The 18,250-nt window shown below is 72.5% G+C and carries 18 protein-coding genes; 13 read left to right on the top strand and 5 right to left on the bottom strand.

Translation table 11 applies throughout. The annotated features are described in order from the left end of the window. Positions 1 to 630, bottom strand: a complete 630-nt coding sequence (locus COO58_RS28160; protein WP_091573490.1) for a DUF6230 family protein — start codon at positions 628 to 630, stop codon at positions 1 to 3. Positions 631 to 820: 190 nt separating this feature from the next. Beyond that, the gene (locus COO58_RS28155; RefSeq protein WP_098747952.1) at positions 821 to 1,585 is read right to left on the bottom strand and encodes a TetR/AcrR family transcriptional regulator; all 765 of its coding nucleotides are present in this window, start codon (positions 1,583 to 1,585) and stop codon (positions 821 to 823) included. A gap of 313 nt (positions 1,586 to 1,898) precedes the next feature. On the opposite strand from COO58_RS28155, the gene COO58_RS28150 reads away from it, so the two are divergent. Further along, on the top strand, positions 1,899 to 2,585 hold the full coding sequence (locus COO58_RS28150; RefSeq protein WP_098747950.1) for a Tat pathway signal sequence domain protein: 687 nt from the start codon (positions 1,899 to 1,901) through the stop codon (positions 2,583 to 2,585). Positions 2,586 to 2,647: 62 nt separating this feature from the next. Here COO58_RS28150 and COO58_RS28145 read toward each other — a convergent pair whose 3' ends face one another. Next, complete coding sequence (locus COO58_RS28145) at positions 2,648 to 3,607, bottom strand: hypothetical protein (protein ID WP_091573493.1); 960 nt, start codon at positions 3,605 to 3,607, stop codon at positions 2,648 to 2,650. Between the two features lie 261 nt (positions 3,608 to 3,868). Here COO58_RS28145 and COO58_RS28140 point away from each other — a divergent pair, with 261 nt between their 5' ends. Together COO58_RS28140 and COO58_RS28135 are read left to right on the top strand one after the other, a co-directional pair. Further along, positions 3,869 to 5,170, top strand: a complete 1,302-nt coding sequence (locus COO58_RS28140; protein ID WP_091573494.1) for an aspartate aminotransferase family protein — start codon at positions 3,869 to 3,871, stop codon at positions 5,168 to 5,170. After that, the gene (locus COO58_RS28135) at positions 5,167 to 6,657 is read left to right on the top strand and encodes a CoA-acylating methylmalonate-semialdehyde dehydrogenase (protein WP_098747949.1); all 1,491 of its coding nucleotides are present in this window, start codon (positions 5,167 to 5,169) and stop codon (positions 6,655 to 6,657) included. Before COO58_RS28140 ends, COO58_RS28135 begins: the two co-directional genes overlap by 4 nt. Here COO58_RS28135 and COO58_RS28130 read toward each other — a convergent pair. Next, positions 6,629 to 8,221, bottom strand: a complete 1,593-nt coding sequence (locus COO58_RS28130; protein ID WP_098747947.1) for an acyltransferase — start codon at positions 8,219 to 8,221, stop codon at positions 6,629 to 6,631. The two genes, COO58_RS28135 and COO58_RS28130, sit on opposite strands and share 29 nt — an antisense overlap. Before the next feature lie 163 nt (positions 8,222 to 8,384). Here COO58_RS28130 and ngcE (COO58_RS28125) point away from each other — a divergent pair, with 163 nt between their 5' ends. From ngcE (COO58_RS28125) to COO58_RS28095, 7 genes are all read left to right on the top strand, one after another. Further along, positions 8,385 to 9,800, top strand: coding sequence for an N-acetylglucosamine/diacetylchitobiose ABC transporter substrate-binding protein (gene ngcE / locus COO58_RS28125; RefSeq protein WP_091573497.1), 1,416 nt, complete (start codon positions 8,385 to 8,387; stop codon positions 9,798 to 9,800). 7 nt (positions 9,801 to 9,807) lie between these two features. Then, positions 9,808 to 10,716 carry a carbohydrate ABC transporter permease gene (locus tag COO58_RS28120; protein WP_091573498.1) on the top strand — a complete coding sequence of 303 codons (909 nt, stop codon included), beginning with the start codon at positions 9,808 to 9,810 and terminating at the stop codon, positions 10,714 to 10,716. Beyond that, positions 10,713 to 11,618, top strand: coding sequence for a carbohydrate ABC transporter permease (locus tag COO58_RS28115; protein WP_369700227.1), 906 nt, complete (start codon positions 10,713 to 10,715; stop codon positions 11,616 to 11,618). Before COO58_RS28120 ends, COO58_RS28115 begins: the two co-directional genes overlap by 4 nt. Before the next feature lie 86 nt (positions 11,619 to 11,704). Further along, complete coding sequence (locus COO58_RS28110; protein WP_098747946.1) at positions 11,705 to 12,283, top strand: hypothetical protein; 579 nt, start codon at positions 11,705 to 11,707, stop codon at positions 12,281 to 12,283. An 86-nt stretch (positions 12,284 to 12,369) separates the two neighbouring features. Continuing rightward, positions 12,370 to 12,744 (top strand): VOC family protein, encoded by a 375-nt coding sequence (locus COO58_RS28105; RefSeq protein WP_176559000.1) that lies wholly within the window; start codon positions 12,370 to 12,372, stop codon positions 12,742 to 12,744. Then, positions 12,737 to 13,057 (top strand): helix-turn-helix transcriptional regulator, encoded by a 321-nt coding sequence (locus COO58_RS28100; protein WP_098747944.1) that lies wholly within the window; start codon positions 12,737 to 12,739, stop codon positions 13,055 to 13,057. The genes COO58_RS28105 and COO58_RS28100 overlap by 8 nt, the downstream gene beginning before the upstream one ends. After that, positions 13,050 to 13,481, top strand: coding sequence for an SRPBCC domain-containing protein (locus COO58_RS28095; protein WP_098747942.1), 432 nt, complete (start codon positions 13,050 to 13,052; stop codon positions 13,479 to 13,481). The genes COO58_RS28100 and COO58_RS28095 overlap by 8 nt, the downstream gene beginning before the upstream one ends. 473 nt (positions 13,482 to 13,954) lie before the next feature. On the opposite strand, the gene COO58_RS28085 is transcribed toward COO58_RS28095, so the two are convergent. Then, on the bottom strand, positions 13,955 to 14,944 hold the full coding sequence (locus COO58_RS28085) for an N-acetylglucosamine kinase (protein ID WP_098747940.1): 990 nt from the start codon (positions 14,942 to 14,944) through the stop codon (positions 13,955 to 13,957). Positions 14,945 to 15,097: 153 nt separating this feature from the next. Between COO58_RS28085 and COO58_RS28080 the strand changes: the two genes are divergently transcribed. Genes COO58_RS28080 through ngcE (COO58_RS28070) form a run of 3 tightly spaced genes read left to right on the top strand, consistent with a single transcriptional unit; the run spans position 15,098 to position 18,243 of the window. Next, positions 15,098 to 16,060, top strand: coding sequence for a MurR/RpiR family transcriptional regulator (locus COO58_RS28080; protein ID WP_098747939.1), 963 nt, complete (start codon positions 15,098 to 15,100; stop codon positions 16,058 to 16,060). Beyond that, on the top strand, positions 16,057 to 16,806 hold the full coding sequence (locus COO58_RS28075; RefSeq protein ID WP_098747937.1) for a sugar isomerase domain-containing protein: 750 nt from the start codon (positions 16,057 to 16,059) through the stop codon (positions 16,804 to 16,806). The genes COO58_RS28080 and COO58_RS28075 overlap by 4 nt, the downstream gene beginning before the upstream one ends. Positions 16,807 to 16,830: 24 nt before the next feature. Further along, positions 16,831 to 18,243: an N-acetylglucosamine/diacetylchitobiose ABC transporter substrate-binding protein gene (gene ngcE, locus COO58_RS28070; protein WP_091573505.1), complete on the top strand. Its 1,413-nt coding sequence runs from the start codon at positions 16,831 to 16,833 to the stop codon at positions 18,241 to 18,243. Positions 18,244 to 18,250: the final 7 nt, after the last annotated feature.

The raw sequence follows: 18,250 nt of genomic DNA, 5'->3' as shown, positions 1-18,250 counted from the left end.
TCAGCACCCGTCGGAGCTGAAGCCCATACGCAGGTTGGGCAGCGTGAAGATCGCGGCGGTGGTGGCGTAGTTGTTCTGCCGCAGGTTGGTGATGGTCACCGTGTCGGCCTGCTGGGCGAAGACGCCCGGGTTGCCAGTGACGCCGGGGACCTGGTCGACCGTGCTGGCGTCCTGCCCGACGTTGATCTTCTTGAACGAGGCGTTGCCGGCGATCTCGTCGCCGTCGACGACGAGCGTGCGGGCGGTGACCGGCTTGCCGGAGCCGCCGGCGGTGATCCGCAGGTTGGTCCCGCCCAGGTTGATGCTCTGGCACAGGTTGGTCAGCTCCGCCTTGTCGATGGCCGAGACGATCACGAGCACCTGACCGCCGGTGTCGCCCTGGTTCGGGCTGTCCGGGATCATCTGGTCGAGCGTGGCGAACTGCTCGAACCCGGTGCCCTCCAGCCGGTCGGCGGTGACGGTGAACGGCATGCCGGAGATGGCGAACTGCGCGCCGAGCACGCCCTGCGCGGTCAGCACCACCATGCCGGCGGCCCCGGCCGCCACCGCGCCGAGGGTGACGGCGAACCGGCGCCAGCGGACGCCGCTGCTCGGCTGGTCGGCCTCGATCGGTGCGGTCTGCTCCGACATGGCGGCTCCCTTTCGAGATCAATTCATTCGCGACGATGTGAATTGGCTTTGCGGGGTTTCCGCGCCACGGAGGCGCAGGCCGAAGTTACCGCTGGGTAAAGGGGCGGTCAACAGCCCGTAGCAGCGAGTTGGGCGGCATGTGCGAATTGCGGCCAAAGTGAAAAACCGCAGCGGTTTCCCACCGGGTCGGTCAGGGTTGGCCGGTCGGCGCGCAGGGCGCGGTCGTGCTCGGGCCGTCGTCCGGGCGGGTCGGTCGGGTGGCCCGCCGGGCGCCGTCGGGTCCCAGGAACGGCGCGGTGGCCGCGTACGTGAGCACCGGCAGCAGCGCCGGCAGATCCTCGGCCCGTCCCTGCGCCACCCGGCCCCGGATCGTGGCGTGGATGCCACCGACCACAGTGGACACCAGCACGTCCCGGTCCACCCCGGTGACCGCCGGCCCGGGACCCGCGTCGGCGAAGAACCGGCGGAAGCTGTGCAGCAGCGCGTCGCGTTCCCGGCGGGCGTCCGGACCGGCCGCGTCCACCTCGACCAGCGCCATCCGGGCGAAGGCGGGCACGCTGGCGAGCACGTCGAGCAACGTGCGCAGCGCCGCCCGGGCGGCGTCCGGCCAGTCCGGCCCGGCGTCCCGGTAGGCGCCCTCCATCAGCTGCGAGACCACCGAGATGCCGTGCCGGTACGCGGCGAGGAACGCGTCCTGCTTGCCGCTGAACAGCGCGTAGAACGCGGGCCGGGTGACCCCGGCGGCGTGGCAGATGTCGCTGACCCGGGCGGCGTCGTACCCCCGGGTGGCGACCTCCCGCACCAGCCCGTCGAAGAGGCGGTCGCGTTGGGTCGCCGCCACCTCCTCGGCCGACACCCGCCGCGGGCCGCGCTTGATGGCGCGGTCGGGGTCGCGGCCGTGCCGCGCGCCCGGCAGTGGGGCGGGCGCCGGCGGTGGCGGGCTCTGCGTGGTCAAGATATCGGCCTTCCTTGATGCGTTGACTTTACGACCCTCTGAGGTTTATAACTTTCGACACGCTCAGTCCACGCCCCGTCACCGCTGGTGATCTCTCGAACGGTCACCCCTGTCGCGTCGAAGGAGGGCCCGAATGGCCGCCATTATCGCCGCCCACGGGCGTCCTCCCAAGGGCGGAGAGAAGCAGGTGACGCGGCGTCGCCGCAGTGCCCCACGCCGCCGGTCCCACTGAGTCGCGGCGGCTCACCACCCCCGGCGCGTCCGTCCCGGACGCCGCCGGCACGTCCCCGTCCCACCCCCGGAAGGAACCCCCATGCCCAGGTACGGACGCATCGGCGCGGGCCTCGCCGCCCTGGCGCTGCTGACCGGTCTGGTCGGCGCCGCCCCCGCCACCGCCGCCCCCTCCACCTCGCTGGCCAGCGCCGTGCTGACCTACCCGACCGTCGCCGGCACCGCCGTGTCGGTCAACGACGTCATCCAAGCCAGCCTGAAGAGCGGCACCAACGCCACCTTCTACTCGTCGGCCAGCGGCACCAGCGGCATCAAGTGCGCCGCGTCCAGCTTCAGCGCGAAGGTGCTGAGCAACCCGACCGCTCCCGGCACCGCCACCGAGAGCCTCACCGCGCAGACGTTCAGCAGCTGCACCACGAACGTCTTCGGCACCACCGGCGTGCAGAGCGTGACCGTCAACAACCTGCCCTACACCACGTCGGTCACCAGCGCGGGCGTGGTCACCATCTCCGGCACCGCGGCCGCGCCGATCCAGAGCACCGTCGTACTGAACTCCCTGCTCGGCCCGATCACCTGCGTCTACCGGACCAGCACGAACACGCTCACCGGCACGGCGGCCAACGCCACCAACTCGATCGCCTTCACCAACCAGACCCTGACCAAGTTCTCCGGCCCGTCGCTCTGCTTCGGCACCGCGTACTTCACCGCGACCTACTCGCCGGTGAAGGACACCAGCAAGACCGGCAGCCCGGCCGTCTTCGTCAACTGAGCACCCGACCCATCGGCCGGCGCGCGGCGGTTCGCCGGGCGCCGGCCACCGGTCCGGGCCGGTCAGCCGGTCGTCAGCGCCGCGTGCAGCGCCCGCATGGACCGCAGTGCGGAGCGGATCTCCTGCAGATAGCGTCCCGGGGTGAGGGTCGGCTCCGGCACCGGAACCGGCTCGCTCGCCGCCGGGTCCACCCCGACCGTCTCGATGCCGCACCCGTACGGCACGGCCAGCGTCCGCAGCGCGTCGCAGTGCTGGAACGGCACGTAGATCGGTGCGGTCACCATCAGCACCGGGTCGCCGGCGCGCAGCCGGACGTGCTCGGCCCAGAACCGCTGCGTGTCGGCGGTGTGCGCCCGGCGGCGGTCCGGCTCGCTCGACGGCGCGGCGAGCACCCGGACCGGGGGCAGCCCGGCCGGCCGGTAGGTGCGTGACGACCAGGCGCGGTGCGGGTGGTCGGCCGGCCCGCCGCTCTCCCGCGCCGGCTCGTCCACCCCGAACGCCAGCCGTACGCCGGCGTCCAGGACGTCCACCTCGGTGGCGCACCCGGGCACCCCGGCCCCGGCCAGCATCGCCGACTCGGCCGGGGAGAGCGGCCGGAAGCTGCCCAGCACCGCCACCTCGCCGGCCACCCGGGCCGTGCGGGCCAGCAGGGCCGCGTACGCGGTGCGCCGCAGGCACGCGTGCGCCAGCCCGCCGAGCACCAGCAGGTGCGCGTACCCCGAGCGGGCCGGCGGGGTGGCCCGGACCAGGCCCAGCGCCGTGGCGGCGGCCAGCACCAGTCCGGCGGTCCCCGGGTCGAACGCCGGTTCCCGGGCGTCCGGACGTTCCCGCCCCTGGCGGAAGTCCCAGCGCCGGGCGGAGAACACGTCCAGCCCGGCCAGCACCGCCGCCAGGTCGCCGGCCGGCCAGTCGCCGCCGAAGTGGGCCACCAGGCCGCGCAGTGGCGGTGACTCCACCCAGGACCGCACCCCGGACAGCAGCTCCGCGTGGCTCGTCCCCGCCGCGCCGGCCGGCAGCTCCACCTGAGTCGTCCGCACCCGGCGGATGCTACCGGCGGCGCCTGTCGGTCGCGGCCGTGACGCGACCGCGCTGCGGATCGCGTGGTAGAGCACGCCGACCGGCGACGGGAAGGCCGGCGGATGGCCCGTTTCACTCCGGAAAGCGCAACGACCGCTTGACGTGGTGTCAGGTCGGGGGCGTCGCCGCGCGACACAGTGACAGTTGTCCCTGTCCGGGCGCGGTGGGAGCGTGCGGGGACCAGACCGCCGCTGAAGGGTGCGCCGATGACGTCCGACGACCTCCTCGCCCGGCACCGGGCCGTACTCCCGTCCTGGATGCCGCTCTACTACGCCGAACCGCTGGAACTCGTCGCCGGCTCCGGTCGCCGGGTCACCGACGCGGCCGGGCGCAGCTACCTGGACTTCTTCGGCGGGGTGCTGACCACCATGGTCGGCCACGACATCCCGGAGATCCGGGAGGCGGTCGAGCGGCAGCTGCGCACCGGCCTCGTGCACACCTCCACGCTCTACCTGATCCGGCAGCAGGTGGAACTGGCCGAGAAGGTCGCCCGGCTCTCCGGCATCCCCGACGCCCGCGTCTTCTTCACCAACTCCGGCACCGAGGCCAACGAGGCCGCCCTGCTGGTCGCCACCAACCACCGGCGCTCGCACCAGATCCTCGCCGTGCGCAACAGCTACCACGGCCGGTCGTACGCGGCGATGGGCGTGACCGGCAACCGCGGCTGGTCGGCCAGCGCGCTCAACCCGTTGCAGGTGGCGTGGCTGCACTCTGGCGAGCGGTTGCGCGGCCTGCTGGCCCGGCTCGACGCCGACGACCGGGTCGACGCCGCGGTCGAGGACCTGCGCGAGGTGCTCGCCACCCAGACCGCCGGCGACGTGGCCTGCCTGATCGCCGAGCCGATCCAGGGCGTCGGCGGCTTCGTGCACGGCCCGGACGGGCTCCTCGCCGCCTGGAAGAAGGTGCTCGACGAGCACGGCATCCTGCTGATCAGCGACGAGGTGCAGACCGGCTGGGGGCGCACCGGCGAGCACTTCTGGGGCTACCAGGCGCACGGCGTGACACCGGACCTGCTCACCTTCGCCAAGGGCGTCGGCAACGGCTTCGCCCTGGCCGGCGTGGTCGGCCGGGCCGAGATCCTGGAGTCGGTGCCGGCGATCAGCTTCTCCACCTTCGGCGGCAACCCGATCTCCACCGCCGCCGGCAACGCGGTGCTCGACTATCTGCTCGACCACGACCTGCAGGCCAACGCGGCACGGGTCGGCGCGATCCTCGCCGACGGCCTGCGCGCGGCCACCGCCGAGCTGGACCAGGTTGCCGAGGTACGCGGCAAGGGCCTGATGCTGGCCGTCGAGTTCGTCCGCCCCGGCACCGTCGAGCCGGACGCGGAGCTGACCACCCGGGTCTTCGAGGCGTGTCGCGCCGGCGGCCTGCTGGTCGGCAAGGGCGGGCTGTACGGCAACGTGGTGCGGATGGGTCCGCCGCTGACGCTGACCGAGGACGAGGCCCGCGAGGGCCTGGCCATCCTTCTCGACGCGATCCGGGCGTCGGTCGGGGAGGCGGCGTGAGCGTGATCGGGCACTACGTCGACGGCAAGCCGACCGCCGGAGAGTCCGAGCGGCGCGGCGACGTCTTCGACCCGGCCACCGGCCGCCGTAGCGCCCAGGTGGCGCTGGCCGGCGCGGCCGACGTGGCCGGCGCGGTGGAGGCCGCCGAGCGCGCCGCCCGCGGCTGGCGGGACGCCTCGCTGGCCCGACGCACGGCGGTGCTGTTCGCGTTCCGGGAACTGGTGCACGCCCGCCGGGACCGGCTCGCCGAGGTGATCACCGCCGAGCACGGCAAGGTGCTCGCGGACGCCGCCGGCGAGGTGCAACGCGGGCTCGAGGTGATCGAGTACGCCTGCGGCATCCCCTCGGCGCTGCGCGGCGGGTTCAGCGAGAACGTCTCCACCGAGGTCGACTCCTACAGCCTGCGGCAACCCCTGGGCGTGGTCGCGGTGATCTCCCCGTTCAACTTCCCGGTGATGGTGCCGCTCTGGTTCGTGCCGGTGGCGGTGGCCTGCGGCAACGCGGTGGTGCTCAAGCCGAGCGAGAAGGACCCGAGCGCCGCCCTGCTGCTCGCCGAGTGGTTCACCGAGGCAGGCCTGCCCGACGGGGTGCTCAACGTGGTCAACGGCGACAAGGAGGCGGTCGACGCCCTGCTCGACCACCCCGGCGTACGGGCCGTGTCGTTCGTCGGCTCCACCCCGGTGGCCCGTTACGTGCACCAACGCGGCGCGCTGGCCGGCAAGCGGGTGCAGGCGCTGGGCGGGGCGAAGAACCACATGGTGGTGCTCCCCGACGCCGACCTGGACCTGGCCGCCGACGCGGCGGTCAACGCCGGGTTCGGCTCGGCGGGGGAGCGGTGCATGGCGATCTCCGCCCTGGTGGCGGTGGAACCGGTGGCCGACGCGCTGGTCGAGCGGATCGCCGAGCGGATGGGCCGGCTGCGCACCGGGGACGGTCGACGTGGCTGCGACATGGGTCCGCTGGTCACCGCCGCGCACGCCGAGCGGGTGCGTTCCTACGTGGAGTCGGGGATCGCGGCCGGCGCGGTACCGGTGGTGGACGGGCGGGACGTCACGCCGGACGGCGAGCCGGGCGGCTTCTGGCTCGGCCCGACGCTGTTCGACCACGTCACCCCGGACATGTCGATCTACGCCGACGAGATCTTCGGCCCGGTGCTGAGCGTGCTGCGCGTCGGCTCGTACGACGAGGCGGTGGAACTGGTCAACGCGAACCCGTACGGCAACGGCACGGCGATCTTCACCAACGACGGCGGGGCCGCCCGGCGGTACCAGCACGAGGTGGAGGTCGGGATGGTCGGGATCAACGTGCCGATCCCGGTGCCGATGGCCTACTACTCGTTCGGCGGATGGAAGGCGTCGCTCTTCGGCGACCTGCACGCGCACGGCGCCGACGGGGTCGCGTTCTTCACCCGGGGCAAGGTGGTCACCAGCCGCTGGCTCGACCCGCGCCACGGCGGGGTCAACCTCGGCTTCCCCACCCAGACCTGAGCAGCCGCAGCAGTCCCGCCCCGGCCAGGTACGCCACCAGCGCCGGGGCGGGCAGGCCGAGCGGCTCGGCCGCCTCCTTCGGCGCGAGGCTGTTCAGCAGCAGACCGGCGACCAACGTGGCGTACCCGGCGACGGCCAGCGCGGTCGACACCCCGCCGTGCGCGCGGAATCGACCACGGCCCCCGGACCCGGCCGCGGGCGCGTTACCGGGCCGGCGGGGCGCGTTGCCGGGCCGGCGGGGCGCGTTGCCGGGGCGGCCGGGCGCGTTGCCAGGGTGGCCGGGCGCGTTGATGGGCCGGCCGGGCGGACCCGACGGGCGGCGGGTGCGGGCCTCGATCGGGCCGAAGACCGCGACCAGGGCGGCCAGCACCACGGCCAGGCCGAGCAGCCACGGGACGCGCCAACCCCACCAGGCGGCCGAGCCGACCGCGGGCGTGGGCAGCACGCCGAGCGCGTCGAGCAGGCCGACCAGCAGGATCGCGGCGGTCAGGTGCCAGAGGAAGACGGTGAGCACCACCGCGTTGACCGCGATCACCGCCTGCCACGGGCCGGAACGGCGCAGCCAGCGCCCGGCCGGACCGCGCAGCAGCAGGATCAGCCCGAGCTGGGCGGCGGCCGCGGCGAGCAGCGCCAGGCTCGGCGGCGCCGCGTTGTCCAGCCGCTCGCCGGGCACGTGCAGCATCGCCACCGGGTACGGCCCGACGACGGTGAGCAGCACCAGCGCGACCAGGCCGCCGGCCAGCAGGATCGTGCCGGCGCGGGGGGAGAGCGGCAGCTCGCGTCGGCGCAACCCGGCCCGTTCGTGGCCCTGGCGGCCGTCCGCGCGGCCGACGGCGTCGTGCGGTCCGACGCCCGTCGCCGCCGATCTGCCGGGGCGGCCGGCTCCGGGCGTGTCGCCGGCCGGGTGCGCCGGTCGGCTCGCGTCGTACCAGGCGAGACCGAGCTGGTGCACGGCCAGCCAGGTGAACAGGTAGTTGCCCTCGGCAAGCCCGGCCGGACCGAGGAGCCGGCCGAGGTCACCGAGCGCGACGAGCGCGACCAGCGCCACCGGCACGACCAGCCCGAACCGGCGGTGCAGCGCCACCATCGGCGGGGTCAGCGCCACCACCGCGACGTACGCCACCAGGAACCACAGCGGAATGGTGGCGAACCAGACCACGGTGCGCACCTGCGTCGCCTCGGCGCCGCGCAGCGTGGCGACCGTGGCGCCGGCGGCGAGCACCAGCAGCAGCGTGGTGGTCGGTCGGACCAGGCGGGCGCTGCGGTCCACCAGCCAGCCGGTGGCGGATCCGCCGCGACGCCGGCGGGCGGCCAGCGAGGCGGCGTTGGCATAGCCGCCGACCAGGAAGAACACCGGCATCACCTGGGCCACCCAGGTCAGCGGCCAGGCCCAGGGCAGGTCGGCCAGCGCGGAGCGGCCGGCCGGGCGGCCCTGGTCGTAGCCGATCACCGTGACGCCCCAGTGGCCGAGCACGACCATGGTGATGGCCAGCGCCCGGAGCAGGTCGACGTAGCGCTCCCGCCCCGGCGGCGTGTGCTCGGCGAGCTGCCGCAGGCGGCGCATGGGGCCAGGCTATGCCAGCCGCCGGCGACCGGTACGGATAACGGATCGGTCGAGAAGTCTTGTGATCCGCGTCGCGCCAGCGTAGAAATTCTTCAGCAACAACAGCCGATGTGAAGACAAGCGACAGATCCGCCACCCCGCGTACCCGAACCGAGGAGTTGCGATGAACAGGCGTGAGATCCTTCGGCGCAGCGCCGCCGCCGGTCTGCTGGCCACCCCCGCCGCCGGCCTGCTCGCCGGCTGCGCCACCTCCGGTGGCGACGACAAGGGCGACGGTGGCGCGTACCAGGGCACCAAGAGCGAGCAGAACCCGCTCGGGGTGAAGGAGGACGCGCCACTGGAGGTGGTGATCTTCAACGGCGGCTTCGGCGAGGAGTACGCCAAGGCGCACGAGGCCATGTACAAGGAGAAGTACCCGAAGGCGGAGATCAAGCACTCGGCCACCGCGGAGATCAGCAAGACGCTCCAGCCCCGCTTCGTCGACGGCAGCCCGCCGGACGTGGTCAACAACTCCGGCGCCGGCCAGATCGACTTCAACGGCCTGGTCTCCCAGAACGCGATCGCCGACCTGGGCGAGCTGCTCGCCGCGCCCAGCCTCGACACGCCCGGCAAGACGGTGAAGGACACGCTGCTGCCCGGCACCGTCGAGGTCGGCTCCTACGACGGCCGGTTCCTGGTGCTCAACTACACCTACACGGTCTACGGCATCTGGCACTCGACCAAGCTCTTCGCCGACCGCGGCTGGACCTACGCCAAGACCTGGGACGAGCACATCGCGCTCTGCCGCCAGATCAAGGCCGCCGGCATCGCCCCCTGGACGTACGCCGGCGTGCACCCCCGCTACATGAGCTGGCCGCTGATCTCCACCGCGATCAAGCTGGGCGGTCCCTCGGTCGCGCTGGCCATCGACAACCTGGAGCCCAACGCCTGGAAGTCGGACGCCATGAAGACCGCCGCCGACGCCTGGCACCAGATCGTCAAGGACAAGTTCATCCTCGACGGTTCGCCGGGCCTGGACCACAAGCAGTCGCAGACCGCCTGGTGCCAGGGCAAGGCCGCGTTCATCTCCTGCGGCTCCTGGCTGGAGAGCGAGCAGAAGGACGTCACCCCGGCCGGCTTCAACATGACCGTCGCGCCGACGCCGAGCCTGGGCAGCGGCGACAAGCTGCCGTTCGAGGCGATCCGGGGCACCGCGGGCGAGCCGTTCATGGTGCCGGCGAAGGCGAAGAACGTGGCCGGCGGGCTGGAGTACTTCCGCACCATGCTGTCGCGCAAGGGCGCCCAGGACTTCACGAAGAAGGTCGCCAGCCTGCCCGTGGTCGCCGGCGCCACCGAGGGCATCGACCTGCCGTACGGGCTCAGCACCGTGGTCAAGGCGCTGGACGCGTCCGGCTCCAACGGCTTCAACTGGGTCTACAACAACTACTACCGCAAGCTGGAGCGCAACCTGGTCGACGCGGCCTGCGGCGAGTTCTTCAGCGGCCGGATCTCCCCGGCGGAGTTCCTCGACCAGTGCCAGAAGGGCGCCGACTCGATCGCGCAGGACAGCTCGGTGAAGAAGTACAAGCGGGCCGCGTGACGCTCCGATGCGACACGGCCGATACCCGCTGATCCTCAGCTTCCTGCTGCCACCGCTGGCGCTCTACGGCATCTTCGTGCTCTCGCCGTACCTTCAGGCGTTCCAGATCTCGACCACCGACTGGCTGGGCTACTCGGCGGAGGCCGACCCGGTCGGCCTGGCGAACTTCCGCACCCTGCTGCACGACGGGTACGTCTGGAACGCGTTGAAGAACAACGCGATCCTGCTCGCGGTGGTGCCGGTGGTGACCATCGCGCTGGGTCTCTTCTTCGCCAGCATGCTCACCATGGGCGGGCGCAAGGGCCGCGCCGGTGTCACCGGGGTACGCGGGACGGCCGTCTACCGGCTCGTCTACTTCTTCCCGCAGGTGCTCTCCGTGGTGATCATCGCGTTGCTGTGGAAGGAGATCTACAGCCCGACCAGTGGTCTGCTCAACGGCGGGCTGCGGGCGGTCGGGCTGGCCACCCCGGCCTGGCTCGGCGACCCGAGGTTCGCGTTCTGGTGCGTGCTGGCCGTGATGGTGTGGAGCAACGTCGGGTTCTACGTGGTGCTGTTCGGCGCCGCGATGCAGGCCATCCCGCGCGACATCTACGAGGCGGTGCTGCTCGACGGCGCCTCCCGCGCCACCATGCTGCGGAAGATCACCATTCCGCTGCTCTGGGACACCATCCAGGTGGCCTGGATCTACCTGGCCATCGCGGCGCTGGACGGTTTCATCCTGGTGCAGCTCATGACCAACGGCGGGCCGAACTTCTCCTCCGACGTGATCGGCCTGCGCATGTACGACACCTCGTTCGGCAGCGAGAACAAGTTCGGGTACGCCTCCGCGATCGGCGTGGCCATGTTCTTCCTGACCCTCTCGGTGGCGGTGCTGGCGCTGCGGACCGCCCGGCGTGATCGGATCGAGTACTCGTGACCACAGTGGAGACCGGCGCCCCGACCGCCGTCGCGACCGGCGCGGCCACCCCGGCCGACCGTCCGCCCCGGCGTGAGCTGGGCGTGGCGAACGTCTTCTCGCACGGCTTCCTGCTGCTCTGGGCGGCGATGACGATCCTGCCGCTGGCCTGGATGGTGCTCAGCTCGCTGAAGAGCAACGGGGAGATCATCGCCGACCCCTGGGGCCTGCCCGAGGCGCTGCGGTTCGACAACTGGGGGCGGGCCTGGACCAACGCCCACATCGGCCGGTTCTTCTTCAACAGCCTGGTGGTGGTGACCGGCTCGCTGACCCTGACCATGCTGCTCGGCGCCACCGCCGCGTACGTCTTCGCGCGCTACGAGTTCCGCGGCCGTCAGGTGGTCTACTACCTGTTCGTCGGCGGGATGATGTTCCCGGTGTTCCTGGCCCTGGTGCCGCTGTTCTTCGTGGTGCGCAGCGTCGGCCTGCTCGGCACCTGGCCGGGCCTGATCCTGGTCTACACCGCGTACTCGCTGCCGTTCACGGTGTTCTTCCTGACCGCCTTCTTCCGGACGCTGCCGACCTCGATCGCGGAGGCCGCCATGATCGACGGCTGCGGGCACTTCCGGCTCTTCTTCCGGGTGATGCTCCCGATGGCGCGACCGGGACTGATCAGCGTCGGCATCTTCAACTTCCTCAGTCACTGGAACCAGTTCCTGCTGCCCCAGGTGCTCATCCCCGGCGACGGGCAGGACCGGATGCTCGCCCAGGGACTCAGTTCGCTCGCGGTGAGCCAGGGATACGCCGGCGACTACGCCCAGCTCTTCGCCGGCCTGACCATCGCCGTGCTGCCGGTGCTCGTGGTCTACGTGGCGTTCCAGCGGCAGGTCCAGGCCGGCCTGACCGCCGGGCAGCTCAAGTGAGGTCGTTGCCACAGGCAACGGGGCAGTGCGGATGACCGTGCTCCCCTAGGGTGAGCCGGCACGCTCACCTCATCGACAGGAATTCCATGTTCTTCCTCATCTACACACTGCTGTTGCTGCTCGGCGGCATCGCCATGGTCGCCCTCGGCATCGCCGTCAAGGAGCAGGGGACCGGCTCCCGGATCCTCAACGTGGTCGTCGGGCTCGCCATGTTCGCCTACGGCTTCTATCTGTTCTTCCTCTTCGAGGGCGGCCGCTACCAGATCTTCTTCTACGTCTTCGTCCTGCCGATCCTGCTGGCCGTGCGGGCGGTGAAGGCCCGCAAGGAGGCCCGCGAGCAGGCCGCGGCGCACCAGTTCGCCGGCACGCCGCAGCCCGGGATGTTCGCCCCGTCCGCGCCCGGCCAGACGGCTCCCGGCTACCCGGCTCCGGGCTACCCGGCTCCGGGTCAGGCGGGCGCCGGCTACGGCGTGGCCGGTCAGGGGCATGCGGCGGCGCCGCACGGCCAGCCGGTGGCGCCGCACGGTCCGGGCCAGCAGGGGTACCCGACCGCGCCACACGCTCCGGGCCCGCAGGGGTACCCGACCGCGCCGCACGCTCCGGGCCCGCAGGGGTACCCGACCGCGCCGCACGCTCCGGGCCCGCAGGGGTACCCGAGCGCTTGAGCAGGTACGCAGGCCGGTCGCCCGTCGTGGCGGCCGGCCTCTCCTCCGCTTGACCGGTAGGAAATTTCCTACCTATGCTGGTGGGCATGTCCGTCAACCACGTGCAGATCGTCTCCGTACCCGTCAGCGACCAGGACCGGGCCCGCGACTTCTACGTCGACGTGCTCGGTCTGGACCTGGTGCGGGACAACCCGATGGGACCCGGCGGCCGCTGGGTGCAGGTGGCCCCGAAGGGAGCCGCGACCACGCTGACGCTGGTCACCTGGTTCGAGAGCATGCCCGCCGGCTCGCTACGAGGGTTGGTGCTGGAGAGCGACGACCTCGACGCCGACGTCGTCCGGCTGCGCGAGCGGGGAGTCGTGTTCGCCGAGGACGGGATCCAGGTCGCACCCTGGGGTCGGTACGTCACCTTCGCCGACCCGGACGGCAACGGCATCGCCTTGCAGGAGACCCGTGTCTGAGTCGGACGTCTTCGCGGCCCTGGCCAACCCCACCCGGCGCGAGCTTTTGCGGCTGCTCCGCGAGGAGGGGGAGCAGCCGGTGCAGCGGCTCGCCGACCGGTTCGACATGCGCCGACCCAGCCTGTCCGAGCACCTGCGGGTACTCAAGGACGCCGGGCTGGTGACCGAGCAGCCGGTCGGGCGGCAGCGGTTCTACGCGTTGCGCCCCGAGCCGCTGCGCGAGCTGGCCGACTGGCTCACCCCGTACGAGCGGTTCTGGCGCTCCCGCCTGGCCGGGCTGCGCGAGGTGCTGGACGAGCTGCCCGATGAGTGAGCCGGCACGTATCGCGGTGGACCAGTTCCTGCCTCACCCGCCGGCCAAGGTGTGGCGCGCCCTGACCGATTCCGATCTCCTCGAGCGGTGGCTCATGCCGAACGACTTCCGGCCGGCGCTGGGGCACCACTTCACCTTCCGCACGGTCGCGCGCCCCGGTCAGCGGTTCGACGGGGTGGTCCACTGCGAGGTGCTGGAACTCGACGAGCCACGGCGGCTGCGGTGGGCGTGGCGTGGTGGCTCGCTCGACACGGTGGTCACCTGGACGTTGGTCCCCGAGGGCAGGGGCACCCGGCTGTTCCTGGAGCACGCCGGTTTCGACCCGGACGACCCGCTGCAGCGGCGGACGTTCACCCTGCTCGACGGTGGCTGGCGTACCCGGGTCTGGACCCGTCTCGCCGCCACGCTGACCGCACTGCCCTGACCCGCTGTCCCGCCGCTGCGGTGCGCGGCGGACGTTCCGTCCCGCAGTGGCCGGGCTCTGCCGGCGGCGCGGTGGGTGGAACGTCGGGGGTGTGGGCGGGCCGGTGTGGCGCTTACGGCTCCTCCGAGCCGGTGGCGCTGCGTGCCCGGCGAGTGTGGGTCGTTCACGTCATCGGCTTCTCGGTCGCGGACGGGACGTGGTCTCTCCGTCGCCTGTCGAGCTGATAACACCAACGACTCAGCGGCTGTGGGTGAGGGTGAGTCGTTGGTGTTATCAGCTCGACAGGGTGTGCGGGGGCTTATCGTCCGTCGGCGCGGGGCGCGGGGCGCGGGGCGCGGGGCGCGGGGCGCGGGGCGCGGGGCGCGGGGCGCGGGGCGCGGGGCGCGGGGCGCGGGGCGCGGGGCGCGGGGCGCGGGGCGCGGGGCGCGGGGCGCGGGGCGCGGGGCGCGGGGCGCGGGGCGCGGGGCGCGGGGTCAGGCCGGTGGCGGGACGAGGCGGGCGTGCAGCGCGGCCGGGTCGGCCACCTCGGGCAGGTCCCGGGCGGCGAGCCAGGCCGCGGCGGCGGCGCCGTCCCCGGCGCTGTGCAGCGGGGCGTCCGGCCAGCGGACGGTCAGCTCGTACCGGACGGCGGCGGCCAACGGCGTGTCGCCGGTGAGCAGGCCGCCGCCGAGCACCACCGGATCGGTCGCGTCGGCCGGGCGGATCCGGGAGACACTCTCGGCCAGCAGCGCGGCGGCCTCGCCGATCAGGGCGGCGGCGGTCGGCTCGCCCTCCCGGGCCGCCGTGACGACCAGCGGTGCGAGGCGGGCCAGGTCCACCGGAGGCCGTCGGGTCACCGCCTGTACGACCGCATCGGCGGTCGCCCGGGGTCGGGCGGCCACCTCGGTCGTGCCGGTCAGCTCCGTGAGCACGCGGCGGGCGAGCACTCCCGGGGCGTCGGCCCGGTCCAGGTCGGTCAGGAGTCGGCGGACCGCCTCGCGGCCCAGCCAGAACCCGGAGCCGGCGTCGCCGAGCAGCCAGCCGTGGCCGTCGGCGGTTCGGTCCAGGCGCAGGTCACGCACCTGGGCGGCGATCGCGCCGGTGCCGGCGATGAGCACGGTGCCCTCAGGCGCGGCGGTCCCGGAGGCGTAGGCGACCAGGGCGTCACCGTGCACGGTGTACGGGCAGGCGAGCCCCGCCTCGGCCCAGGCCCGGTCGAAGGCGTCCCGGCCGTGCGGGTCGGCGAGGAGGCGGCCGGCGCCGGCGAGGCCGATCACGCCGGCGCGTACCCGGGTCGGGTCGACCTCGGCGAGCGCCGCGCGGAGGGCGGCGAGCAGTTCGGCGGCGGCCCGCTCGGCGCCGTGACTGGTCGGGTTGCCGCCGCCGGCGCGGCCGTCGCCCAGGCGTACGCCGTCGAGGCTCAGCGCGGTGGCGCGGGTGGACGTGCCTCCGACGTCGAGGCCGACCACGACGGTGTCCGACATGGCTCCCATGCTGGTCGGCCGCGTTCCCGGACGCAAGATCGCGGCTGTGCGTCAGGTAACAGTTTGAAAACTTCGCCCACGCTCTTGACACGGAGGGGCCTTCAGTAAGAACTTTTACCACTAACAGTTAACACTCTTTCCGAAAGGCGTCCGATGGTTGATCACGAGGTGGACACCCCCGCGGGGACCGCGGTGGTCGACGCCGACGCGGTCGACCGGCGGGGTGCGGTGACCGTCTCCTCGGACGGGGTGCTGGCCAGGGTCCGGGCCGGCGCGGGGGAGCTGACGGGGGCGTTGCGTCGGGTCGCCGAGCACGTGCTTAGCGACCCGGAGGCGGCGGCCCGGGCCACCATCGTCGAGCTGGCCGAGCGCAGCGGCACGTCACCGGCGACCATCACCCGGTTCTGCCGGGCGATGGGCTTCGAGGGCTACGCCGACCTGCGACTCGGCATCGCCGCCGAGACCGGCCGGGCCCGGTCCGCCGGCTGGACCGTCGACATCGGTCGTGAGATCCAGCCCGGCGACCCGCTGTCCCGGGTGCTCGACCAGATCATGGCCGCCGACACTCGGGCCATGCACGACACCGCGGCGCTGCTCGACCTGCACGAGGTGGAGCGGGCGGCGGTGGCCATCGCCGGGGCCAGCCGGGTGAACATCTTCGGTGCCAGCGGCAGCGCGCTGGTCGGCGAGGAGATGCAGTTCAGCCTGCACCGCATCGGCGTCGCCGCCTGGGCCTGGAGCGACGTGCACGAGGGGCTGGCCAGCGCCGCGCTGCTGGGCGCCGGGGACGTCGCGCTCGGCATCTCGCACACCGGTCAGACCCGCGAGACCATCGAGCTGCTCGCCGAGGCGGGCAGCCGCGGGGCGACCACCGTCGCGCTGACCGGCTTCCCCCGCTCGCCGCTGGCCGAGCTGGCCGACATCGTGCTGGTCACCGCCAGCCAGGCGACCACGTTCCGGCCGGACGCGCTCTCCGCCCGGCACCCTCAGCTCGTCGTGCTCGACCTGCTCTACATCGCGGTGGCGCAGCGCACCCACGACCGCGCCCACGCGGCCTTCCGGCGTACCGCCCAGGCCGTCGACGGGCACAAGGCCGCGAAGGGGTCCCACACATGATCAGTGCCCAGCGGTACGCGGACGCCGTCCGCCCGGTGCTCGACCGGCTGGTCGACAGCCAGGCCGCCGTGGTGGACCGGGCGGCCGACCTGATCGCCGGCGGCCTGCGCGCCGGCGGCGTCCTCCAGGCGTTCGGCGCCGGCCACTCGGAGGCGTTCGCCGCCGAACTGGTGGCCCGCGCCGGTGGTCTGGTCCCCACCAACCGACTCTCCCTGCACGATCTCGTGCTGCACGGCGACGCGCCCCGCGACGTGCTCGCCGACCCCAAGCTGGAACGCGACCCGGCGGTGGCGCACCAGCTCTACGCCTTGGCGGCGCCGCAGCCGGAGGACGTGTTCGTGGTCGCCTCGCAGTCCGGCATCAACGGCTCCGTGGTGGAGCTGGCGACGCTGGTCAAGCGGGGCGGTCATCCGTTGATCGCGGTCACCTCGGTCGAGCACACCGCCCGGGTCGCCCCTCGGCACCCGTCCGGGCAACGGCTCGCCGACCTCGCCGACGTCGTGCTGGACAACGGCGCGCCGTACGGCGACGCACTGCTGCCGCTCGAGGGCGGCGGCGCGGTCTGTGCGGTCTCGTCGGTCACCGCGGCGCTGTTGGCGCAGCTGCTGACCGCCGAGGTCGTACGACGGTTCCACCAGGCCGGAGAGGTACCCCCTGTCTACCTCTCCGCCAACGTCCCCGGTGGGGACGAGCACAACCTCGCCCTCGAGTCGCGGTACGCCGGGCGCCTCCGGCGGACCGCCTGACCCGACACCACAAGGAGAGACAAGATGTCGGTTACCCCCGAGAAGTCCGGCGACCTCAGCCGTCGGACCCTGTTGCAGCGCGCCGCCGCGGCCGGCCTGATCGCGGTCCCGGCCGCCGGTCTGCTCAGCGCCTGCGCCGGCAGCGAGCCGAGCAAGTCCGACGGCGGCGGCGCGGCCAAGAGCAAGGACAACCCGTTCGGCGTCAAGGACGGCAGCGCCGTCAAGGTGGTCGTCTTCAACGGTGGCCTGGGTGACCAGTGGGCCAAGGAAGACAAGGTCATCTTCAACGCCAAGCACGCGAACGTCACGGTCAACATGTCTTCCACTCAGAAGATCAAGACCGAAGAGCAGCCGAAGATGGCGACCCAGCCGAGCGACCTGGTGATGAACTCGGGCGCCGACATGATGGACCGCAGCACGCTGATCAACGAGGGCGCCATCGAGCCGCTCGACGACCTGCTCACCGCGCCGGCCTGGGACGGCGAGGGGACGGTGGCCGACTCGCTGCTGCCGGGCACCGTCGCCGACGGCACCCAGAACGGCAAGTTCTACGTGGTGAACGTGGCCTACACGGTCTGGGGCAACTGGTACAACGCCGCGCTCTTCAAGAAGGAGGGCTGGACCGCCCCGACCACCTGGGACGAGTTCTTCGCCCTGGCGCCGAAGATCAAGGCCAAGGGCATGGCGCCGTACGTGCACGACGCCGCACACGGCTACTACCCCCGCTGGGCGCTGTTCGCGAGCATCTGGAAGGCCGTCGGCAAGCAGGCCGTGGTCGACATCGACAACCTGAAGGACGGCGCCTGGAAGGCCGACGGCATCGTCGCCGCGCTGGAGCCGTGGGAGAAGCTGGTCAAGGACAAGCTGCTCCTGCCGGGCAAGCTGGACCACACCCAGTCGCAGCAGGCGTGGCTGGACGGCAAGGCGGCGTTCATCCAGGTCGGCACCTGGCTGAAGAACGAGATGTCGGCGACCATCCCGCCGGGCTTCGAGCTGACCATCTCCGACTACTGGAGCAAGCCGGGCGACAAGGCCGCCAAGGACGTCTTCGCCTCCTCCGGCGAGGGCTTCGTGGTGCCCAGCAAGGCGCCGAACAAGGAGGCCGCGAAGGAGTTCCTGCGGGCCATCCTGTCCAAGGCCGGTTCGGCGAAGTTCGCCGAGCTGACCAAGTCGCTGGCCTCCACCAAGGGCTCCGGTGACAACGTCCAGGACAGCGCGCTGGCCAGCGCGAACAACCTGGTCAAGGGTGGCAGCGGAGAGCTGATCTCGGTGAAGTTCCCGGACTTCTACGCCGACCTGGACAAGGAGAGCCAGAACCTCTCCGAGGAGCTGATGGCCGGCCGGCTCACCGCGCAGCAGTTCGTCGACAAGATGCAGGTGGCCGCGGACAAGGTCGCCAAGGACTCGTCGATCAAGAAGCAGACCCGCACCGCCTGACATCGTC

The organism is Micromonospora sp. WMMA1996, from assembly GCF_002573675.1.
In the GTDB taxonomy this organism is placed as follows: domain Bacteria; phylum Actinomycetota; class Actinomycetes; order Mycobacteriales; family Micromonosporaceae; genus Micromonospora; species Micromonospora sediminicola.
Note: the sequence above shows the minus strand (reverse complement) of the source record. Positions and strands in the feature narration are given on the sequence as shown.